The sequence below is a fragment of the Phytomonospora sp. NPDC050363 genome (genome assembly GCF_040655735.1).
Classification (GTDB): domain Bacteria; phylum Actinomycetota; class Actinomycetes; order Mycobacteriales; family Micromonosporaceae; genus Phytomonospora.
In genome coordinates this window covers 39,815-60,313 of the sequence record NZ_JBFAKK010000018.1, presented here as the reverse complement: position 1 = coordinate 60,313, position 20,499 = coordinate 39,815, and the positions used below count along the sequence as shown (strand labels likewise).

The window sequence follows — 20,499 nt, the reverse complement described above, 5'->3', positions numbered from 1 at the left end:
CGCTCAGACCTCCGGCGGGGTGAACTCGGAGGTCCGCGACATGCCCGCCGCGCGGCCCTTGCCGGCGATGACCAGGGCCATCTTGCGGCTGGCCTCGTCGATCATCTCGTCGCCCAGCATGGCCGAACCCTTGTACCCGCCGCCCTCCGAGGTCGCCCACTCGTAGGCGTCGAGGATCAGCTCGGAGTGGTCGTAGTCCTCCTGCGAGGGGGAGTAGACCTCGTTGGCGATGTCGACCTGGCCGGGATGCAGCACCCACTTGCCGTCGTAGCCCAGGGCCGCCGAACGCTCGGCGACCTCACGGAAGCCGTCGACGTCGCGGATCTTGAGGTAGGGGCCGTCGATGGCCTGGAGGTCGTGCGTGCGCGCGGCCATGAGGATGCGCATGAGGATGTAGTGGTAGGCGTCGGCGGGATACCCGGGGGGCTGCTCGCCGACGACGAGGGACTTCATGTTGATGGAGGCCATGAAGTCGGCCGGGCCGAACACGATCGTCTCCAGCCGCGGCGAGGAACCCGCGATCTCGTCGACGTTGACCAGACCGCGGGCGTTCTCAATCTGCGCCTCGATGCCTATCCGCCCCACCGGCAGCCCGATCGTCTTCTCGATCTGGGTGAGGAGCAGGTCGAGCCACCGTACCTGGGTGGCGTCCTGCACCTTCGGCAGCATGACGCAGTCGAGCTTGTCACCGGCGCCCTCGACGACGGTGATGACGTCGCGGTAGGTCCAGTGGGTCGTGAGGTCGTTGACCCGCACGACGGTGGTCTTTCCCGTCCAGTCCCCGGTGGTGAGCGCCTTGACGATCATGTCGCGGGCGCTCTCCTTGACCGCCGGCGCGCAGGCGTCCTCAAGGTCGAGGAACACCTGGTCGACGTCGAGGCCCTGTGCCTTCTCCAGGAACCTCGGATTCGAACCCGGTACGGCGAGGCACGATCGTCGCGGGCGATGGCGATCTACGGACATGAGGCGGGGACTCCCTTCGTAGCGGCCTCCCGCGTGGTGGCGGGAAGCCCGTTGGCGCGCCGGATCTCGGTCACGATGGCGTCGATGATCTCGGTGAGATCGAAGTCTTTCGGCGTGTACACCGCGGCCACTCCGTCCCGGCGCAGGCGGGCGGCGTCGGCGGCGGGAATGATGCCGCCGACGACCACGGGGAGGTCGCCCGCGCCGGAGCGGCGCAGCAGGCGCAGGATCTCCGGCACCAGTTCGGTGTGCGCTCCGGACAGTATGGACAGTCCGACGCAGTGGGGGTCCTCGGCGATCGCGGCGGCCGCGATCTGCCGCGGCGTCAGCCGGATCCCCTGGTAGATGACCTCGAAGCCGGCGTCGCGGGCGCGCACGGCGATCTGCTCGGCGCCGTTGGAGTGCCCGTCGAGGCCGGGTTTGCCGATCAGCAGCCGCAGCCCGCCGACGCCGAGGTCGGCGGCGGTCGCGCGGACCCGGTCGCGGACCCGCGCCAGCGGCGAGCCCTCCGGGACGGTCACCGGCGCGGCGGCCACGCCCGTGGGGGCGCGGTACTCGCCGAACACCTCGCGCAGGGCCTTGGCCCACTCGCCCGTGGTGACACCGGCCCGCACGCACTCGACCGTCGCCGGCATGAGGTTCACGCCGTCCGCGCGAGCGTCGGTGGCCAGCCTCGCCAGCGCCGTGCGCACGTCGGTCGCCGAGCGCCCCGAACGCCACTCCCGCAGCCTCGCCACGGCCTCGCGCTCGGCCTCGGGGTCCATCCGGTGCACGGCGGTCTCCAGGTCGGCGGTGAGCGGGCTCGGCTCGGTCGACTCGAAGCAGTTGACGCCGACCACCTTCTGCTCACCCGACTCGATGCTCGCCCGCCGCTCGGCGTGCGCCGCCACCAGCGCCGACTTCAGGTAGCCCGACTCCACGGCCGCGATCGCCCCGCCCATCTCCTGCACGCGCTCGAGTTCGGCGCCGGCCTCGGTGACGAGTTCGTCCACCTTGGCCTCCACGACCGTCGAGCCGTCGAAGAGGTCGCCGTGTTCGAGCAGGTCGCTCTCGAAGGCCAGGATCTGCTGCGCGCGCAGCGACCACTGCTGGTCCCACGGCCGCGGCAGGCCCAGCGCCTCGTTCCAGGCGGGAAGCTGCACCGCCCGCGCCCGTGCGCCCTTCGACAGGGTCACGCCGAGCATTTCGAGGACGATCCGCGACAGGTTGTTCTCCGGCTGGGCCTCGGTGAGGCCGAGGGAGTTGACCTGCACGCCGTAGCGGAAACGCCGGTGCCGCGCGTCGGCGACGCCGTAGCGCTCACGGGTGATGGTGTCCCACAAGCGGGCGAAGGCCCGCATCTTGCACAGCTCCTCGACGAAGCGGACCCCCGCGTTGACGAAGAAGGACACCCGCCCGACGACCCGCTCGAAGCCCTCGGCGTCGACCTGGCCCGAATCACGGACCGTGTCGAGGACCGCGACGGCCGTCGCGAGCGCGAAGGCGATCTCCTGCACGGGGGTCGCCCCGGCCTCCTGCAGGTGGTAGCTGCAGATGTTGATCGGGTTCCAGCGCGGGATCTCGCGCACGGTGTAGGCGATCAGGTCGCAGGTCAGACGCAGCGACGGCCCCGGCGGGAACGCGTGAGTCCCGCGCGAGAGGTACTCCTTGACGATGTCGTTCTGGGTCGTCCCGGCCAGCTTCGACACGTCGGCCCCGCGCTCGGCGGCGACCGTCTCGTAGAGCGCCAGCAGCCACATCGCGGTGGCGTTGATGGTCATGGACGTGTTGGTCCGGTCCAGCGGGATCCCGTCGAACAGCTCCCGCATGTCGCCGAGGTGAGCGACCGGGACACCGACCCGCCCGACCTCCCCGCGCGCCAGCGGGTGGTCGGGGTCGTAGCCGGTCTGCGTGGGCAGGTCGAAGGCCACCGAGAGCCCTGTCTGCCCCTTGTTGAGGTTGCGGCGGAACAGCGCGTTCGAGGCCGCCGCGGAGCTGTGGCCGGCATATGTGCGCATCAGCCACGGTTCGTCGCGGCCGCCGGTGCTCACCGGGCCCGCCCGGCCAGGGCGTCGGCGCGGTCGGACGCGGTCTCCCGTCCCGCCCGCGAACCGTCACCGGGCGCCGAGCCCCGCGCGGCCGATCCCCGGAACCGGTTGATCGCCGGCGCGTGCTTCTCGCGCAGCTCGTGGTCGGTGACGCCCAGACCCTCCTCGGGCGCCAGGCACAACACGCCGACCTTGCCGTGATGGAGGTTCTTGTGCACGTCGTAGGCGGCCTGCCCGGCGTGCTCCAGCTTGTAGGAGCGCGAGAGCGTGGGATGGATCCGGCCCTTGGCGACCAGCCGGTTGGCCGCCCAGGCCTCCTTGTAGTTGGCGAAGTGCGAGCCGACGATCCGCTTGAGGTTCATCCACAGGTACCGGTTGTCGTACTCGTGGGTGTAACCGGAGGTGGACGCGCAGGTGACGATCGTGCCGCCGCGCTTGGCGACGAAGACCGAGGCGCCGAAGGTCTCGCGACCGGGATGCTCGAAGACGATGTCGACGTCCTCGCCGCCGGTCAGCTCGCGGATGCGCGCGCCCAGCCGCTTCCACTCCTTCGGATCCTGGGTCTGCTCGTCGCTCCAGAAGCGGTAGTCCTCCGCGGAACGGTCGATGACCGCCTCGGCGCCCATCGCGTGGCACAGCGCGGCCTTCTCCGGCGAGGACACCACGCACACCGGCGTCGCGCCCCCCGCCAGCGCGTACTGGACCGCGTAGGACCCCAGCCCGCCGCTGGCACCCCAGATCAGCACGTTGTCGCCCTGCTTCATGGAGGCGCCGTTGGCCGAGATCAGCTGCCGGTAGGCGGTGGAGTTCACCAGCCCCGGCGAGGCGGCCTCCTCCCAGGTGAGGTGGGCCGGCTTCGGCATGAGCTGGTTGGTCTTGACCAGGGCGATCTCGGCGAGACCGCCGAAGTTGGTCTCGAAGCCCCAGATGCGCTGCTCGGGGTCGAGCATCGTGTCGTCGTGGCCCTCGGCGCTCTCCAGCTCCACCGACAGGCAGTGCGCGACGACCTGGTCGCCGGGCTTCCAGTTGTTCACGCCCACGCCGGTCCGCAGGACCACGCCGGACAGGTCGGAGCCCAGGACGTGGTAGGGCAGGTCATGCCGTTTGGCCAACGGCGACATGCGCCCGTAGCGGGCGAGGAACGCGAAGGTCGGGATCGGCTCGAAGATCGAGCTCCAGACGGTGTTGTAGTTGATGGCGCTCGCCATGACGGCCACGAGGGCCTCGCCGGGGCCGAGTTCGGGCACCGGGACCTCGTCGAGGTGCAGCGAGCGGCGTGGGTCCTTGTCGTGTGAGTCGAGCCCTTCGAACATGCCCGCCTCGTCCTTGTGAAGCGTCACCGCCCGGTACGTCTCGGGGACCGGGATCGCGGCGAACTCCGCGGGCGTGGCGTCCGCTGCGCGGATCGCGTCGAGGATTTCCTGCACGATGACCTCCCGAAAGCCGTGGCCGCCTGCGTCCGATTGTGACGCGGGGCACAGTTCGTTACTCGTGAGTAACACCATAATGGCACGCGATGTCTTTGTAAAGGCACTGCGTGCCATTGAATTGAAACCGCTTTGGAACCTCTCTCACCTAACGCGAAGTCGCAGGATGGCGGGCCGAGTATTAAGATTTCGCCCGTGCCCCCGACGACACGCACCAACGCATCCCGCTTCCGCAGCCACCGCGTCGCCGTTCTAGCGACCGCCGCGGTCTTCGCCGTCGCCGCCTGCGCGCCCGCGGAGCCTCCGGCGCTCGCGTCGCCGCTGGGCACTCTCGTGCAGACCGGCTCGAGTGCGCCGCTGGCTCTGGAAAAGACCTTCGACGCGACCCAGACCGCGCTGGTCGGGCCGCACTTCGCCCTCGCCGTGAGCGGGGCGCAGTTCGCCAAGAGCATCGACGCCGCGAAGGCCGCCGAGCTGGGTCTCGAAGGCCCGCTCACCGCGCCGCGCGGCTACGAGGTGATGGCCTTCCAGGTTTCCCCGGACTTCGACGCCGAGCCCGCTCTCAGCGGCGGCGAAGAGGCCGTGGCCACCCTCGAACTCGGCGACAACACCGTCGAGCTCGACGACCTCCCCGAACCCGGTGAGCTCATCGTCGCCATGGCTCAGGAGGGCCAGGCCGCCAAGCTGGTCGTCACCGACGCCGGCAAGCGCTTCTCGGTCAACCTCCGCGACGGCGTCCACGAGGAGTTCGTGGCCGCGCTGGTCGCCGCACCGGACATCGGCAGCTTCGGCAACGCCGGTCCGTACGACCAGGAGGTCAAGGCCGAGACCGACGAATGGGTCATCACCTTCAACGCCGGTACGCAGTTCGACGTGACCCGCACCGGCTGGACGCCCGGCTTCGAGTGGGCCCCCGACGGCAAGCTCTGGGTCGAGGTGCAGTTCACCTTCCAGCACCTGTGGAAGGGCAAGAGCGTCGACATGGACTGGACCCTCGACCCGGCCAAGTCGCTGTCGCTGAAGGCCGGCGACGAGACCGTCAAGGCCACCCACTCCGAGGTGGGCGAGAAGGCCAACCAGATGATCGACTACACGGTCGTCTTCGAGGTCGCGCCCGAGGTCGACTCGGTGAAGCTCGTCTTCAAGCCGAGCGGCGACCTCCGCGTCATCGACGGCAGCAAGAAGATCAAGCCGAAGGTGACCAAGGCGCCCAAGGAGAAGTCCTTCACGGTCGACTTCTAGACGGCAGACCAGCGTAAAGCAGCGGCGGCGGGCCTGGCCCGCCGCCGCTTCGCGTTGTGTTCGCCGGAGATCTCGCCCGTCAGCCGTCGAGCGCCCGCCGGACCCGTTCGGCCACCACCGAGGCGGCCAGGTCCGTGCGCGCCACGACGACCACGGCACCCGACTCCGCCGAGTCCGCCCCGGCGCTGCCGGAGCGCTCCGCCTGGCCCACGAAACGCCTCCGCACGGTTCCCACCGCCCACTCCAGGCGTGCCTCCACGTCGCCGTCGCCGCCGGCGCGCAACCAGCGCCGCAGCACGTGGTTGTGGGCGGCGACGATCGCCGCCGCGGCCACTTCGGCCAGCAGCGGCGTGTCGACGTCGTCGACCGGCACGCGGTCGGCGTGGTCGAGCAGGTAGCGCGTGAACAGCCGCTCGTAGCGCGAGACGACCGCGATCTCCCGCTCGCGCAGGGCCGGCACCTCGCGCAGCAGCCGGTAGCGCGCCACCGACGCCTTCGGGTCCGCCGCGTACATCCGCAAGACCTCGCGGATGCCCCGGTAGACCACCGACAGCGGCTCCTCGCCCGGCTCGGCGCCGTCGAGGACGGCCGCCACGCGAGCCAGCGTCTCGTCGTGGTCGGGGAAGATCGCGTCGTCCTTGCCCGGGAAGTACCGGAAGAACGTCCGCCGGGCCACGCCCGCCGAAGCCGCGATCTGGTCGACGGTCGTGTCCGCGTAGCCCTGCTCGGCGAACAGCGCGAGCGCCGAGGCGGCGATCTGCTGACGGGTCCGGCGCTGCCGGTCCTCGCCGTTCGACGTCCTACGCGCGTCGCCGACCTGATCACGCACAGCCATCTTCCAGCCTCCCCAGCCCGGCTCGCCGCCGGACAGAATCTTTACCGCCTGCGAGCCTAGGTCGGGCTGGGTCAATCGGGATCGCTGGGGTGTTCTGGATCCAGCCGGTGGACGCGCAGGCGCCGCCCGGCCAGCGCCGCCCAGTCGAAGGAGATCCGGAACTGCTCGTCGTCTCCGAGCCGCTCCGGGTCGGCGTGCGTGAGCCCTTCGGGCGTCTCCACGGTCAGCGAGACGATCGTCGAGCTGCACAGGAAGACCAGCGGGTTCACCGCGAAGTCGACCAGCCCGTGCCGCACGTCCTCGGTGTCGCGATCGATGAGCCGGGCGAGCTCGGCGATGGTCGTGGTGACCTCGTCGGGCCGGTTCAGGTCCCCGGTGAACAACTCCGCCAGCTCGCCGGCGATCTCCGCGATCTGGTACTGCCAGCGTCCCTCGTCGGACTCTCGCTCCCACTCGGGGTCCATCGGCAGGACCTCGGCCGGCAGCGGCAGTATCGGGGGTATCCGCCATCGTTCGAGGCCGCCGTGGACCTCGCGGTCGCACAGGCCCAGCCTGCCCATCAGCACGGCCAGGTCTCGCACCGTCTTCGGTTCGCGCAGCCCCAGTTGTCCCAGTGCTCGCACGCAGCGTTCGCGCCGTTGCCTGTCGGAGGCCTCGATCTCGCTGGTCCGCCACTGCTCGTCGGTCGAGAAGCCCCAGAAGATGGGCGCCTCGAGACCGCCGGTCGCGGTGTCGAACCACCGCTCGCCGCTGCGCTGACCTCGTGCCACCAAGGCGTCGAGGTCGCCGTCGGCCTCGCTGCCGGTGGCACCCCGTAGCAGGAGCCACAACCACTGGCCCTGCGTCATCGGAAGTACCTGGAACCAGCCTGAGGCCATCCACTCGTTACCGTTCGGGTCTTTCCGCCTCGCCATCTCGACCCCCACTTTGACGTAGTGATCAGTACACGGTGAAAGCTTGAAGATTCTCGCGGTTCTGGTGTGCTCAGGTGCGGCCGACGACGCCGGCCGCGGACCCACTTCCATTGTGGACCGCGCTCGGCCCGTATCGGCTCTGCTGTATGACACTTGTCCGAACTTTGGTGACGAGCCTGTCACCAGGTGTATCACCAGGGTACCGTCCCCGTCCGCGACAGCCGCCGGGCCGCGTTCGACCGGCCCGCCTTTCTCGTGGGCGCCGCGTCGGACCGCTCGCGCCCAGCGGGCCGGGCGTGTCGTGATCACGCCCGACGAGGCCTCTCGCAGGCGAACGGGACAGAAATGGGGTGGGGCGGCCGTACACGGCCGTCCCACCCCATCGTCCTCAGCAGACCTTGGGCGTCACCCAGGAGCACTCCAGGCCCACGGGCTGCTCGGGCCCTGGTTCGGGCAGGCTCGGCGCGAGCATCGTCTCCGGCGGCGCCGTACGGCTGTAGGAGGCGAGCGCCACCGCGATCATGTCCTCGATCGGCCGGACGCTCTCCTGCGTGACCAGGTGGTTGAGCTGGACGCCGAAGACGAGCGCCCGGCCGTCGGCGTCGGTGACGTAGCCCGACAGCGTCGACACTCCGGTCATGGAGCCCGTCTTGGCGTGCACGTTGCCCGCCGCCGGTGTGCCGCGCATCCGGCTCCGCAGCGTCCCTCCCACCAGCGGGTCGGGGTCGCCCGCGACCGGCAGCGCGGCCTCCCAGGTGGCGAACCACGGCTCGGAGCGGACCGCGACGAGCAGGTCGAGGATCTCGGCGGTCGGCACGTAGGTGCGCCGGGTCATTCCCGAGCCGTCGCCGATCACGTACTTCCCGTCGTCGAGTCCCTTGGCCGTCAAGTAGTCGCCGATCGCCGAGAGCCCGGCGTCCCAGGTGCCCTCCCCGGACACCGCCCGGCCGATGGTCTTCACCAGCACCTCGCCGTGGCTGTTGAGCGAGTACTTCATGAAGGGCACCAGCATTTCCGACAGCGGCATCGACTTGCGGGCGGCGAGCACCTCGGCGTTCTCGGGCGTGGCCCTTCCGGTGCGGGTGCCGCCGAGGACGGTGATCCCGTGCTTCTTCATGGCCGTGCGGAAGATCTCGGCGACCAGGCCGGTCGGCTCCCACACCGAGGCGAGGTCGGCGGCCGGTTCGGCGCCGACCGGGATGGTGCCGGAGACGTCGATGACGTTGCTCCCGTGGCGCCGCTCGATCCACACGTCGTACTCGCCGTCGGCCGCCACGGTCTTGGCGGTGTTGGACACCTTCACGTACTTCGAGGGCGGGTCGATCCGGACCCTCGGCGTGGTCCCCTCGGCGCCCGGGATCACCTCGATGAAGACCGTTCCGGTGTTGTAGTCGGTGTCGAAGGCGGAGAGGTTGAGCGCCGAGACCTGTGCGGCGAACTGGTACGGCTCGTCGTCCCAGGCCCACTCCAGGCCGAGCCGGCGGGAGTCGAACCACGTGTCGTCGGCGACGAGATCGCCGGTGACGGCGGTGACCCCGGCCTCGGCCAGCTGACGCGCCAGGTCGTCGTAGTCGGCGTCGATCATCGTCGGGTCGCCGGTGCCCCGCAGGTAGAGGTCGCCGTCGAGGACGCCGTGGCGCAGGCTGCCGTCGGTGCGCACGTCGGTGACGAAGCGGTGCTCGGGGCCGAGGATGTCCATCGCGGCGGCCGAGGTCAGCAGCTTCATGGTCGAGGCGGGAATGCCGGCGTGGTCGCCGCCGTGGTCGTAGACGGTCTCGCCGGTGGCGGCGTCGCGGACCTGGACGGTGCTCTGCGCGCCTTCCAGGCGGGGATCGCCGAGGACGCCGTCGAGGATCTCGGCGAGCCGGGCGTCGGGTGTGGTCTCCGCGCCGGCCGCGTTCACCGCCGCCACCACGGATCCGGCGGCGATGACGGCCGGCACCAGGATCTTGATCAGGAGTCTGTTCTGCACGGTCGGGCCACTCCATCGGTCGGAAGATGTGATCTCCCTTTAAATGGGGACGGACCCCGCCCAGGCCTCGCCGCGTGACCAGGCTCGCAAGCGCATACGGCCGGGCAGGCGCCGGAGGGGATCGCCCGCTACCCGCGCTCGTCCTTCAGGCCGGTGCAGCCGCGCAGGCCGGCCAGCTTCCCGGTGATCCGGTCCGCCTCGGTGCCCTCCGAGGGCACCGGCCGGCCGTCGCCGTCGATGAAGGCGGGCACGAAGGCGGTGCCGGTGAGCTCGCCGTCGGCGACGGACAGCTCCAGCACGCCGGTGTCGTTGCTGTAGGCGTCATCGCGGTACCAGAGGAAGTTGCCCAGACCGTAGGCCACATAGGAGTCGCCCATCCAGCCCTCGCCCTGGAGAAGGTGGGCGTGGGTGCCGACGATCGCGTCGGCGCCGGCCTCGGAGAGGCGCTTCGCCCAGTCCTTCTGCTCGTCGTTGGGGCACTTGTCGCCCTCGGTGCCCCAGTGCATCATCAGGATCACCACGTCGGCCCGCTCGGCGGCGTCCTCGACGGCGGCGATGAGCTGGTCCTCGTGTGCCACGTGGGCGATGCCGGGCTCGTCGTCGGTGGCCATCCAGGTGTCCCACAGCTCCCACACCTGGGAGGCGCCGACGAAGGCGACGCTGGTCCCTTTGAGGTCGACGACGTAGGGCTCCAGGGCCGCGTCGATGTCCGCTCCTGCGCCGAAGACGGGCATCCCGGACGCCTCGGCGGCGTCGAGGGTGTCGACCAGTCCGTCGCGGCCGTAGTCGAGCGTGTGGTTGTTGGCCAGGCTCACCAGGTCGACGCCGGCGGCCTTCACCGCCTCGTAGGCGGCGGGTGTCGTCTTGAACTTGTACTGCTTGGGCTGCCCGTCGTCGCTGTCGGTGACCGAGGTCTCGAAGTTGAGCATCGCGAAGTCGGCGCGGGTGAAGACCTCCGCGACCGGCCCGAAGACCGTCGCCGGGTCGGCGAGGAGGTCGGCGGTGCGTCCCATGAAGTGCGCGTCGCCGGCGATCGCGATCGTCGCCGCGCCTGGCGCGCCGGAGTCCTCCGGGGCCGCCGAGGACGACCCGGGCGTCACCGGCGGGGGAGTGGAGCCGCCGGAGGACGAACCGCACGCGGCCGTGCCGAGGATCAGCGCGGCGGCCGCCGTCGTGGCGAGGACTCTGCGCGTGGACTTGTCGAGTGGCACGCGGGCAGCATGGCACAGCGCGCCCCCGGGAGGGCGCGGCCGCTCCGGCGCGGGCTCAAGGTTGCGTAAATGTGACGCAGGTGACGTTCTGGAAAAGGCAGGCACTCGGTGCCACCTTGTCGCCCATCGATCAAGGCGGCGACATGGGCAAACGGCTTGACAGGTGGGAGCGCAACCATCCCGTGCCGAGGCCCAGCGTGGCCCACATTACGGTCCCTGACAGCGGTCCACCGCTTCACAAGGTTGACAATGGGGTTGTTACCGAAGGAGTGTGTGTCCGCCGGGCGACCCCCGGCACACAGTGTCGTCATGAATGACAGGGAGGTCGACATGACCACTTTCATCGAGGTGCCGCGCGGACTGGCCGGCGTGATCGTCACCGATACCGAGGTCGGCGACGTCCGCGGTGAAGAGGGTTTCTACCACTACCGGCAGTATTCGGCGATCGAGCTGATCGAGAAGCGCGACTTCGAGGACGTATGGCACCTCATGCTCAAGGGCGAACTGCCCACGGCTGAGCAGCGTGCCGCCTTCATCGCCGAGGTGACGCCGCTGCGCCACCTTCCGAAGGCCGTCGCCGACCTGCTGCCGGCGTTGTCGGGTTCGGTGCCGATGGAGGGCCTGCGCACCGCGCTGTCCTTCGCCGCCGCCCACCGCGGCATGAAGCCCCTGCTCGACATCGACGAGGAGACGCGCCTGGCCGACACGCTGTTCGCGTCGGCGCTCGTCCCCACGATCCTCACCGCTCTGCACCGCCTGCGTCACGGCATGCAGCCCATCGCGCCCCGCGATGACCTGCCCTACGCGGCGAACTACCTGTACATGCTCACCGGTGAGGAGCCCCGGCCCGAGCACGCCAAGGCCATCGAGGCCTACCTGATGTCGACCATCGACCACGGGTTCAACGCCTCGACCTTCACCGCCCGCGTCATCGCCTCCACCGGCGCCGACATCGGCGCGACCCTCGTCGGCGCCATCGGCGCGCTGTCCGGCCCGCTGCACGGCGGCGCCCCCAGCCGCGCCCTCGACGCCCTCGACGCGATCGGCTCGCCGGAGAACATCGACGAGTGGGTGCGCACGACCATCACCAACGGCGAGCGCATGATGGGCTTCGGTCACGCCGTCTACAAGACCGACGACCCGCGTTCGCTGATGCTGCGCGACGTCGCCACCAGTCTGGGCGGTCCGCGCGTGGAGTTCGCCAAGCAGGTCGAAAAGCGCGTCGTGGAGATCCTCGCCGAGCTCAAGCCGGGCCGCAACCTCTACACCAACGTGGAGTTCTACGCCGGTGTCGTCATGGAGGACTGCGGTGTCCCGCGCGACATGTTCACGCCGACCTTCGCCGCCTCGCGTGTGATCGGCTGGGCCGCGAACGTGCTGGAGCAGGCGAGGGACAGCAAGATCATCCGTCCTCGCGCCCGTTACACCGGTGAGGTCCCGCCGGTGCCGGTCCCCGCTCCTTAAGGGGTCCGCGAGAAGCGACGTCCGAGGGCCCGCACGGCGGTGGGAGACCATCGTTGTCCGGGCCTTCGCCGTGCCGGCGGCCGGAACCGGCGAGGGTCCGTCCGTCCACTTCGTACTGTTCGCCGTGAGGCGATCCCCGCCACCCTGAGCCACATCCACGGGACATCGGTGCGCCCGCCTAGCACAATGGCGAAATGAGACAGGCGGAGCCGACCGAGACCAAAGGGCCGCTCACGCGGGTGCCGAAACTGTTCGCCGCGCTCCTGGCGGTGGTCGCGTTCCTGTCGACGCTGGCCGCGTTCGGAAGCGCCCTGCGCCACCGGACCGGATCGATCCGCGAGGCCATCGAGTGGGTCTTCGTGCCCGTCCCGGCCAACCTCGCCTACGCGGCCTTCGTCGCCATCGTCGCCACGGCCGTCGCCCGCCGCAAGCGTCTGGCGTGGTGGCTGCTGGTCGTCTACTTCTTCGTGCAGCTCGCCCTCGGTTCGCTCATCGGCTGGTTCGCCGTGACCCGGCCCGAGGAGGTCTACGCCGAGGAGGCCGGCTCGGCCGTCGAGCGGCCCGGCTTCCTGATCCCGGTCCTCGCCGCCGGCATCGTGGTGTCGCTGCTGGCGATCGTGCTGCTCCTGGTCGCGCGCCGGGAGTTCTACGCGCGCGTGCAGCGCGCGAGCCTGTGGAAGGCCGCCGGGGTCTACGCGGTCCTGTTCGCCGTGTTCACCGCCCTGGGCTGGGCGCTGGTCGGCGTCTTCCCCGGCAGGGTCGCCCCGGCCGAGCGGCTGCCCTACACCGTCGAGCGCCTCCTCGGCGGGGTGTTCAAGTTCGACTGGGACCGCACGACCCACGCGCCCGGCTGGGTGAACCTGGTCATCGGGCTGTTCGGCGCGCTGGCGCTGCTGGCGTCCCTGCTGACCCTGTTCGGTTCGCAGCGCCGGGCCGCCGAGCACCTCCCCGACGAGGAGGTGCGGCTGCGGGCGCTGATCGCGAGCGACACCACCCCCGACTCCCTCGCCTACTTCGCCACCCGGCGCGACAAGTCGGTGATCCTCTCGCCGCGACGGGACGCCGCCATCGGCTACCGCACCGTCGCCGGCGTCTGCCTCGCCGCGGGGGATCCCGTCGGTGAGCCCGCCGACTTCCCCGCCGTCATCGCCGCCTGGCTGCGGCACGCCCGCGCCTACGGCTGGACACCGGCCGTGCTCGGCGCCAGCGAGCTCGCCGCGAAGGCCTACGCCGACGCGGGACTGCGGGTCCGCGAGATCGGCGACGAGGCGATCCTGCTGCCGGGCGACTACACCCTCGACGGCGCCGAGATGCGGCCCGTGCGGCAGGCCGTCGCCCGGGTCGAACGCCTCGGCTACACCGCGCGGATCCGGCGCCACCGCGACCTGTCGGCCGAGGAGACCCGCGAGACGATCCGGCGCGCCGACGACTGGCGCGACACCTCGACCGAGCGGGGCTTCTCGATGGCCCTGTCCCGGCTCGGCGACCCCGACGACGGCGACTGCCTGCTGGTCGAGGCGATCGATGGCGACGGGACCGTGCGGGCCATGCTGTCCTTCGTCCCCTGGGGCGACCGCGGCCTCTCGCTCGACCTGATGCGCCGCGACCGCGACGCCGACAACGGCCTCATGGAGTTCATGGTCACCTCGCTCGCCCGCGGTGCCGCCGAGCACGGCGTCGACCGGATCTCGCTGAACTTCGCGATGTTCCGCGCGGTCTTCGAAGACGGCGCCCGGATCGGCGCCGGCCCGATCCTGCGGGCCTGGCGCGGGTTGCTGATGTTCTTCTCCCGCTGGTGGCAGCTGGAGTCGCTGTACCGATCCAACCTCAAATACCGCCCGCAGTGGATGCCCCGCTACCTCTGCTACGGCGAGCGCCGCACCCTCCCGAAGGTCGGTGTCGCCGCGGCGATCGCCGAGGGGTTCGTGACGCCGCCGCGGCGGCGCGTCTCGATCGGCCGCGCGGCCGCGCCCTTCCCCCTGCCCGGACTGGCCGAGGCGATCGCGGCGAAGACGCCGGCGGCGGTGCCCGCCGCGGACCGCGCGGACCTCCCCGAGCAGACCCGCGTGCGGATCGAGAAGCTCGGCAGGCTGCGCGCGGCCGGCGTCGAGCCCTACCCGGTGGGCTACGACCGCTCCGACTCGTGCGCGGCCATCGCCGCGCGGCACGCCGGACTCGCGCCCGACACCCGCACCGGCGACCTGGTCCGCATCGCCGGCCGGGTCATGCTCCTGCGCCACCACGGCATGCTCATCTTCGCCACCGTCCGCGACTGGACCGGCGACATCCAGCTCATGGTCACCGGCGACACCGGCTTCGGCGCCTCCGTCGACATCGGCGACCACGTCGGTGTCGCCGGAGAGGTCGTCACCACCCGGCGCGGAGAACTGTCGGTGCACGCCGAGTCGTGGGCCTTGACCGCCAAATGCCTTCGCCCCCTGCCTGACAAGCACAAGGGACTGTCCGACCCCGAGGCCCGCGTCCGGCAGCGCCACCTCGACCTCATCGTCGACCGCGACTCCCGCGAGATCCTGCGCGCCCGCGGGGCGGCCGTCCACGCGCTGCGCTCGACCCTCAACGAACGCGCCTTCCTCGAAGTCGAGACGCCGATCCTCCAGCGGGTCCACGGCGGCGCCAACGCCAGGCCCTTCACCACCCACATCAACGCCTACGACATGCGCCTGTACCTGCGCATCGCCCCCGAGCTGTACCTCAAACGGCTGTGCGTCGGCGGAGTCGAGAAGGTCTTCGAACTCGGCCGCACCTTCCGCAACGAAGGCGTCTCCTTCAAGCACAACCCCGAGTTCACCATGCTGGAGGCCTACCAGGCTTACACCGACTACCACGGCATGCGCGAACTCACCGTCACCCTCATCCGCGACGCCGCGCGCGCCGCGCTGGGAACCACCGTCATCGTCCGCGACGGCGTCGAACACGACCTCGCCGGGGACTGGCCGGTCGTGACCGTCCACGACGCGATCTCGGCGGCATTGGGGGAGCACGTCGACCCGGGCACTCCGCCCGAACGCCTGCGCGCGCTCGCCGATGGTGCGAAGGTTCCCTACAACCCGACCTGGGGAGCAGGAGCGATGATCCTGGAACTCTACGAACGACTGGTCGAGCACCGCACGACCACGCCGACCTTCTACACCGACTTCCCGACCGAGGTGTCGCCGCTGACCAGGCAGCACCGGCGGGATCCGAGACTCGCCGAACGCTGGGACCTGGTGGCCTTCGGCACCGAACTCGGCACGGCCTACTCGGAGCTGATCGACCCGGTCGAGCAGCGCCGGCGGCTCACCGAGCAGTCCCTCCTCGCCGCGGGCGGCGATCCGGAGGCGATGGAGCTCGACGAGGACTTCCTCTCGGCGCTGGAGTACGCGATGCCCCCGACCGGTGGGCTCGGCATCGGCGTCGACCGGCTCGTGATGCTGCTGACCGGACGCGGGATCCGCGAGACGCTGCCGTTCCCGCTGGTGCGGCCGGCCGGTACGGGGGAGGGCCCGTGAGACGCAACACCGGATTCGCCGTCCTCATCATCGCGGCCCTGTCCTACCTGACCTGGATCTTCGGCGAGGCCCTCAACCCGGCGCTCGACCCGCTGCACTCCTACGTGAGCGAACTGGCCGCCGACGACCAGCCGCACGAATGGTTCTTCCGGATCGGCGACGTGCTGACCGGCTCGCTCGCCGGGACCGTGGCGATCCTGCGCGTGAAGGGCTCGCACGGCGCCCGCTTCGTCGGCTGGATCGGCGTCATCGTCTTCGGCATCGCCACCCTGCTCGACGCCGGTCCGTTCACGCTGACCTGCGCGCCGTCCATCGACGCCGAGTGCAAGGCCGCCGAACAGGCCGGGACGCTGCCCTTCCCCGACGACGTGCACACCGTCGCCAGCGTCATCGCGGCGCTCGCGCTCGTGGTCGCCGCCTTCGCGTTCGCCCTGCACAGCGGCAGCTTCGTCCGGTGGGGGCTGGCCGTGCTGCTCGCGGTGACCTCGCTCGTCGTGGCCGTGGCGGTGATCGCCGGGTGGGACATCGGTGTGGTGCAGCGCATTCAGCTCCTCGCCTTCTCCGCGTGGCTCGCCGCGCTCGGTTGGTGGCAGCGGTGCGAGCGGGCGTTATCGTCCTGCCCGGGCTCGGCGACGGCGCGTTCAGCTGGGCCGGCGTCCTACCGCGTCCGGGCCGGATCCTCGACCGCCTCGGCCTTCCGGGGCCGTTCACGCTCGACGGGGAAGTCGACCGGATCGCCCGCGCGGTCGGCGAGGGCCCCCCGCCCATCCTGGTCGCGCACTCGATGGCGGCCTGCTACGCCGAGGCCTACGCCCGCCTGCGTCCCGTCTCGGGCCTCGTCCTGATCGATCCGTCCTATGAGGACCGAACCCGCGCCGGCGAGGGCGATGTCCCCGGATGGGCGGCCGTGCTGAACCGGCCCGCGGTCGCCTGGCGGATCGGCCCGGTCCTGTGGAGCGTCACCGCGCTGGCCAATTCGCGCACGCGCATACCGGCGCGCGTCGCCCACGTCGGCCGGCAGCGGTACCGCGACCCGCGTGTGGTCGCCTCGGCGGTCGCGGAGTACTTCTCCTACGACCGGCTCAACGCCGACCTCATCGACCTGCGCCGCCGTACGGTGCCGCCGGAGGCGCCCGTCGTCATCCTCGCCGCCACACCCCGCGCAATGCCGATGCCCGCCGTGCCGCAAGTCCGTCTCTCCAAGATGTTTCCGCTGGCCGAGGTGCGCGTTCTGCCCGGCTGCGGGCACCTGGTGCACATCGACCGGCCCGGGGCGGTACGAGCCGCCATCGCCGCCGTGGAGGAGTGAGCGCTCATCGCGGGGAAGGACCCGTGGATCCTGCTCAGGGAGGAGGAGGACCCCCGCGACTCGGCGGCGGGGTCGTCCCGGAGAAGGAAGAACACTCGCGTGTACACCGATAGCGTCAGGGGCACATGAAGTCACGAGACAACGTCGCGTCCACGGCGTGCCCAGTAATCATCGGAGAGGTACATGTCTGAGTTCACCCCGCAAACGGCTCAGCCGGAGCGCAAGGTCACCCCCGGCACCGTCAACACGGCCGCCTACATCCAGTTCGCGATCCTCGCGCTGGCGCTCCTCGGCCTCATCTTCTCGATGATGTACGCCAAGGACAGTACCGACGCGGCCCTTGAGGAGCTCAAGCGTCAGCAGGCCCCGCAGGACGTGATCGACTCGATGGACAGCAGCAGCAGCTTCACGACCATCGGCGGCATCATCGGCCTCCTGCTCGCCGCCGCCTACGCCGTCCTCGGCGTCTTCAACCGCCGCGGCGTGAACGGCACCCGCATCGCCACGTGGGTCCTCAGCGGGATCTTCCTGCTCTGCGGTGCCGCCATGTTCGCCCTGACCGGCCTGGGCAGCGGCACCGTCAACGGCGTCGACTACGACAAGGTCAACGAGGCCGCCGCCGACGCCGTGCCGAGCTTCTACAACCTCTTCAGCTCGCTCAGCGGCATCCTGCAGATCGTCGGCTACCTCGCCGTCATCATCCTGCTCGCGCTGCCGGCCTCGAACGAGTTCTTCCGCAAGGCGCCGCCGCAACTCGTGCTGCCCGGTGACGAGATCAAGTAACACGGCACAGACGCAGACGGGTGGGCACCGCCGGGGAGGCGGTGCTCACCCTCGTCACTGGTGGCGTCCGGCGATCAGCTCCTGGAGCCAGATCTTGCCCCGGATGATCGGACGGCGCAGCCGCTTCTCCCGCCAGGTCGCCGCCGCCATCTTCCGCTCGCCGCGGCGCTTGCCGGGGCGGTAGCGCCACCGCGCCCACGGGGACCCGGGCCGCGCGAGGCGGACCGCCCCCACGTAGAGGAACAGCGGCACGAGCAGGCCGAGCAGGCCCGACCAGATCTTGCCCTTCAGAAGCGTGATCACCGCGAAGCCGAGGTTGAGCAGCGTCACGGCGATGCTCAAGGGGAGAGCGTAGGGCTCGCCGCGCAGGTCCAGGGAGTCGGCGACGCCGATCGGCCGGAAACCCAGCAGGAGCAGCCCGGTGAGGGCGACGGCGACGAACACCGCGTCGACGGAGGTGCGGCCCTCCTCCGACCAGTAGACGTCCTTGAGGTGGAGGATCAGCGAGAACTCGTCGAGGACGAGGGCCGCGCCGATGCCGAAGAGCGCGGCCATCACCGAGCGCCAGCCGACCAGTTCCTCGGGTACGGTCAGCCCCGCGACGCCGCCGATGAGCATGAAGACCACGCCGAACACGACATGGTGGATGTGCAGGCCTCCCGGCGTCACGTTGCCCGGCCACCACCGCACCTGCGCGCGGATGAGCCGCACGGACAGCCGGATGAAGCCGAAGCCGACGATCATGGCCACGAAGAAGCAGAAGAGGGGGACGAGTCCGGGCTCGATGATCGTGTTCCGGAACCAGGTGTGCACGTGATCAGTCTCGCCGGTGCCTGTGACGCCCGCGCGCGAATACCCGTGCTCGTGGCCGGGCTCCTACCGGCGCGTCCCCTCCAGGTACCGAAGGACCGCCGCCACACGCCGGTCGGTGCGGTCGTCGGGGGCCAGCTCCAGCTTGGCGAAGATGCTGCGGATGTGCTTGTGGACGGCGTTGGCGGTGACGAACAGGCGCTCGGCGATCGCCGTGTTGCCCAGCCCCTCGGCCATCGCCCCCAGCACTTCGCGCTCGCGGGCGCTCAGCCGGTCGAGCGGGTCGCCCGCCCGCCTCGCGGCGAACAACTGGGCCACCACGTCGGGGTCGATGGCGGTGCCGCCCGCCACGACGCGCTCCAGCGCGGTCACGAAGGTCTCCACCCGGCCGACCCGTTCCTTGAGCAGGTAGCCGATCCGGCCCGCACCGTCGGCGAGCAGGTCGGTGGCGAAGCTCTGCTCGACGTAGGCCGACAGGACCAGCACCGCCAGTCCCGGGTGCCGCCGCCGTGCCTCGACGGCGGCGCGGATGCCCTCGTCGGTGTGGGTCGGCGGCATGCGCACGTCGACGACGGCGATGTCGGGCCGGTGCTCGTCGATGGCGGTGAGCAGGCCGGCGGGCTCGCCGACGGCGGCGACGACGTCGAAGCCCTCCCCGGCCAGCAGCAGCGAGAGCCCTTCGCGCAGGAGGGCGTCGTCCTCGGCGATCACGATCCGCATGGCAGCTCCACGTCGATGATTGTCGGCCCGCCTGCCGGGCTGGTGATGCGCGCGGTCCCGTCGTGCGCCGAGACGCGCCCTTTGAGACCGCGCAGACCCGAGCCGCGTTGCTCCTCGGCGCCGCCCCCGCCGTCGTCGGAGACCTTGACGCGCAGCACGTTCCCGTCACGGCGGACGGCGACCGAGGCGTGCGTGGCGCGGCTGTGCTTCGACACGTTGGTGAGGGCCTCGGCGACCACGAAGTAGGCCGTGGCCTCGACGGAGGTCGGGCAGCGGCCGGGGATGTCGACCTCCACGTCGCAGGGGACCGCGCAGCCCGCGGCGAGCGCGGCGAGGGCGCCGTCGAGACCGCGCTGGTCGAGGATCGGCGGGAGGATCCCGCGGATGACCGCGCGCAGTTCGGCCAGCGCCTCCTCGGCGCCGGTCTGCGCGCGTTCGAGCAGCGCGTCGGCGGCGGCGGGGTCGCGCGCGACGGCACGCCGCGCCGCGCCGGTGAGGACGGCGACGCCCACCAGCCGGTTCTGCGCGCCGTCGTGGAGCGCGCGCTCGATGCGGCGCAGTTCGGCGGTGTGCGCGTCGAGGGCGGCGGCGCGGGTCGCGGTCAGTTCACTGATCCGGGCCGAGAGGTCCACATCGGACCGCGGTGACAGGTAGCGGCGGCCCATCGCGTCGGACAGCCGGGCCAGGGGAGGCAGGAGGACCACCGACAGGAAGATCCACACCGGGCTGGCCACCGCCACCGCGATCGCGCCCGTCCAGCTGACGACCTCGATGCCGAAGGCGCCGCCGGCCTCACCGTGGGGGACCAGCGTCCACCACAAGGGGATGGTCGCGTCGCGGACCGCGCTCAACGGCAGCGCCAGCCCGATCGTCGAGACGAAGAAGAAGCACATTCGCAGCACCAGCCACAGCAGGTCGCGGCGGGTCGCCGGGTCGGCGAGTGCGGTGCGCATGGTCGGGCCCCACCCCTCGGGCAGCGGCCGGTAGGGGGAGGGGACCGGGGGACCGGTGCTCGACAGGTGCGCGCGCTCACGGTCGGCGATGGCGCGAACGAATTTCAGCGCATAGGGCAGCGCGGGCAGGCCGACGCTGATCAGCGAGGTCGCCGCCACCACGAGCAGGCCCACCACGGCGGCCATCGCCGCCATCGATGTGACCAGCCCGGCGCCCAGGCGAAGCCACGCCGCGACGGCCGCCCTCAGACGGCCCCGCAGCCAGTGTCGCGAGCTCTCCTCCACGGCCGTCACGGTACGTCGCGGCAGGCCGGCCGTCTCGTCCGGCGGCCTCCGGGGACCGAAAAGTACAGCAGGCGC

General features: G+C 71.0%; 14 protein-coding genes and 2 pseudogenes. 6 read left to right on the top strand and 10 right to left on the bottom strand.

Annotation, left to right across the window (positions count from 1 at the left end):
• Positions 1-3 precede the first annotated feature (3 nt).
• The 3 genes and pseudogenes from AB0I28_RS35035 to ccrA form a co-directional block, all read right to left on the bottom strand.
• Entirely contained in the window at positions 4-963 is a 960-nt protein-coding gene (locus tag AB0I28_RS35035; protein ID WP_357500028.1) for a CoA ester lyase, read from the bottom strand.
• On the bottom strand, positions 954-2,960 hold the full coding sequence (locus AB0I28_RS35030) for a protein meaA (RefSeq protein ID WP_357500139.1): 2,007 nt from the start codon (positions 2,958-2,960) through the stop codon (positions 954-956). The genes AB0I28_RS35035 and AB0I28_RS35030 overlap by 10 nt, the downstream gene beginning before the upstream one ends.
• A gap of 125 nt (positions 2,961-3,085) precedes the next feature.
• Positions 3,086-4,417: pseudogene (ccrA, locus tag AB0I28_RS35025) on the bottom strand (crotonyl-CoA carboxylase/reductase); the annotation flags it as partial.
• 195 nt (positions 4,418-4,612) lie between these two features.
• Between ccrA and AB0I28_RS35020 the strand changes: the two are divergent.
• Positions 4,613-5,659 carry a hypothetical protein gene (locus tag AB0I28_RS35020; RefSeq protein WP_357500027.1) on the top strand — a complete coding sequence of 349 codons (1,047 nt, stop codon included), beginning with the start codon at positions 4,613-4,615 and terminating at the stop codon, positions 5,657-5,659.
• 79 nt (positions 5,660-5,738) lie between these two features.
• Here AB0I28_RS35020 and AB0I28_RS35015 read toward each other — a convergent pair whose 3' ends face one another.
• From AB0I28_RS35015 to AB0I28_RS35000, 4 genes are all read right to left on the bottom strand, one after another.
• Positions 5,739-6,494 carry a TetR family transcriptional regulator gene (locus AB0I28_RS35015; protein ID WP_357500026.1) on the bottom strand — a complete coding sequence of 252 codons (756 nt, stop codon included), beginning with the start codon at positions 6,492-6,494 and terminating at the stop codon, positions 5,739-5,741.
• Between the two features lie 71 nt (positions 6,495-6,565).
• Positions 6,566-7,372, bottom strand: a complete 807-nt coding sequence (locus tag AB0I28_RS35010; RefSeq protein WP_357500025.1) for a DUF6042 family protein — start codon at positions 7,370-7,372, stop codon at positions 6,566-6,568.
• Positions 7,373-7,796: 424 nt separating this feature from the next.
• Complete coding sequence (gene dacB / locus AB0I28_RS35005) at positions 7,797-9,380, bottom strand: D-alanyl-D-alanine carboxypeptidase/D-alanyl-D-alanine-endopeptidase (RefSeq protein WP_357500024.1); 1,584 nt, start codon at positions 9,378-9,380, stop codon at positions 7,797-7,799.
• 128 nt (positions 9,381-9,508) lie between these two features.
• Positions 9,509-10,591, bottom strand: coding sequence for a CapA family protein (locus AB0I28_RS35000; RefSeq protein ID WP_357500023.1), 1,083 nt, complete (start codon positions 10,589-10,591; stop codon positions 9,509-9,511).
• Between the two features lie 330 nt (positions 10,592-10,921).
• On the opposite strand from AB0I28_RS35000, the gene AB0I28_RS34995 reads away from it, so the two are divergent.
• The 5 genes and pseudogenes from AB0I28_RS34995 (at position 10,922) to AB0I28_RS34975 (ending at position 17,656) form a co-directional block, all read left to right on the top strand.
• On the top strand, positions 10,922-12,055 hold the full coding sequence (locus AB0I28_RS34995; protein WP_357500022.1) for a citrate synthase/methylcitrate synthase: 1,134 nt from the start codon (positions 10,922-10,924) through the stop codon (positions 12,053-12,055).
• Positions 12,056-12,249: 194 nt separating this feature from the next.
• Positions 12,250-15,564: a bifunctional lysylphosphatidylglycerol synthetase/lysine--tRNA ligase LysX gene (gene lysX, locus AB0I28_RS34990; RefSeq protein WP_357500021.1), complete on the top strand. Its 3,315-nt coding sequence runs from the start codon at positions 12,250-12,252 to the stop codon at positions 15,562-15,564.
• A pseudogene (locus AB0I28_RS34985) lies at positions 15,561-16,139 on the top strand (DUF998 domain-containing protein); the annotation flags it as partial. The gene lysX and the pseudogene AB0I28_RS34985, both read left to right, overlap by 4 nt.
• On the top strand, positions 16,082-16,873 hold the full coding sequence (locus tag AB0I28_RS34980) for an alpha/beta hydrolase (protein WP_357500020.1): 792 nt from the start codon (positions 16,082-16,084) through the stop codon (positions 16,871-16,873). The pseudogene AB0I28_RS34985 and the gene AB0I28_RS34980, both read left to right, overlap by 58 nt.
• A gap of 183 nt (positions 16,874-17,056) precedes the next feature.
• Positions 17,057-17,656: a hypothetical protein gene (locus tag AB0I28_RS34975; protein WP_357500019.1), complete on the top strand. Its 600-nt coding sequence runs from the start codon at positions 17,057-17,059 to the stop codon at positions 17,654-17,656.
• Between the two features lie 54 nt (positions 17,657-17,710).
• On the opposite strand, the gene AB0I28_RS34970 is transcribed toward AB0I28_RS34975, so the two are convergent.
• The 3 genes from AB0I28_RS34970 to AB0I28_RS34960 all read right to left on the bottom strand — a co-directional run bounded on the left by AB0I28_RS34970 (position 17,711) and on the right by AB0I28_RS34960 (position 20,424).
• Positions 17,711-18,469, bottom strand: a complete 759-nt coding sequence (locus tag AB0I28_RS34970) for a hypothetical protein (protein WP_357500018.1) — start codon at positions 18,467-18,469, stop codon at positions 17,711-17,713.
• A gap of 63 nt (positions 18,470-18,532) precedes the next feature.
• Positions 18,533-19,186 (bottom strand): response regulator transcription factor, encoded by a 654-nt coding sequence (locus tag AB0I28_RS34965; protein WP_357500017.1) that lies wholly within the window; start codon positions 19,184-19,186, stop codon positions 18,533-18,535.
• Positions 19,174-20,424, bottom strand: a complete 1,251-nt coding sequence (locus AB0I28_RS34960) for a sensor domain-containing protein (RefSeq protein WP_357500016.1) — start codon at positions 20,422-20,424, stop codon at positions 19,174-19,176. The genes AB0I28_RS34965 and AB0I28_RS34960 overlap by 13 nt, the downstream gene beginning before the upstream one ends.
• Positions 20,425-20,499 lie beyond the last annotated feature (75 nt).

Coding starts and splice junctions, on each gene's coding strand:
- AB0I28_RS35035 (WP_357500028.1), bottom strand. CDS start 963: ATGTCCGTAGATCGCCATCGCCCGCGACGATCGTGCCTCGCCGTACCG.
- AB0I28_RS35030 (WP_357500139.1), bottom strand. CDS start 2,960: ATGCGCACATATGCCGGCCACAGCTCCGCGGCGGCCTCGAACGCGCTG.
- AB0I28_RS35015 (WP_357500026.1), bottom strand. CDS start 6,494: ATGGCTGTGCGTGATCAGGTCGGCGACGCGCGTAGGACGTCGAACGGC.
- AB0I28_RS35010 (WP_357500025.1), bottom strand. CDS start 7,372: ATGGCCTCAGGCTGGTTCCAGGTACTTCCGATGACGCAGGGCCAGTGG.
- AB0I28_RS34995 (WP_357500022.1), top strand. CDS start 10,922: ATGACCACTTTCATCGAGGTGCCGCGCGGACTGGCCGGCGTGATCGTC.
- lysX (WP_357500021.1), top strand. CDS start 12,250: ATGAGACAGGCGGAGCCGACCGAGACCAAAGGGCCGCTCACGCGGGTG.
- AB0I28_RS34975 (WP_357500019.1), top strand. CDS start 17,057: ATGTCTGAGTTCACCCCGCAAACGGCTCAGCCGGAGCGCAAGGTCACC.
- AB0I28_RS34965 (WP_357500017.1), bottom strand. CDS start 19,186: ATGCGGATCGTGATCGCCGAGGACGACGCCCTCCTGCGCGAAGGGCTC.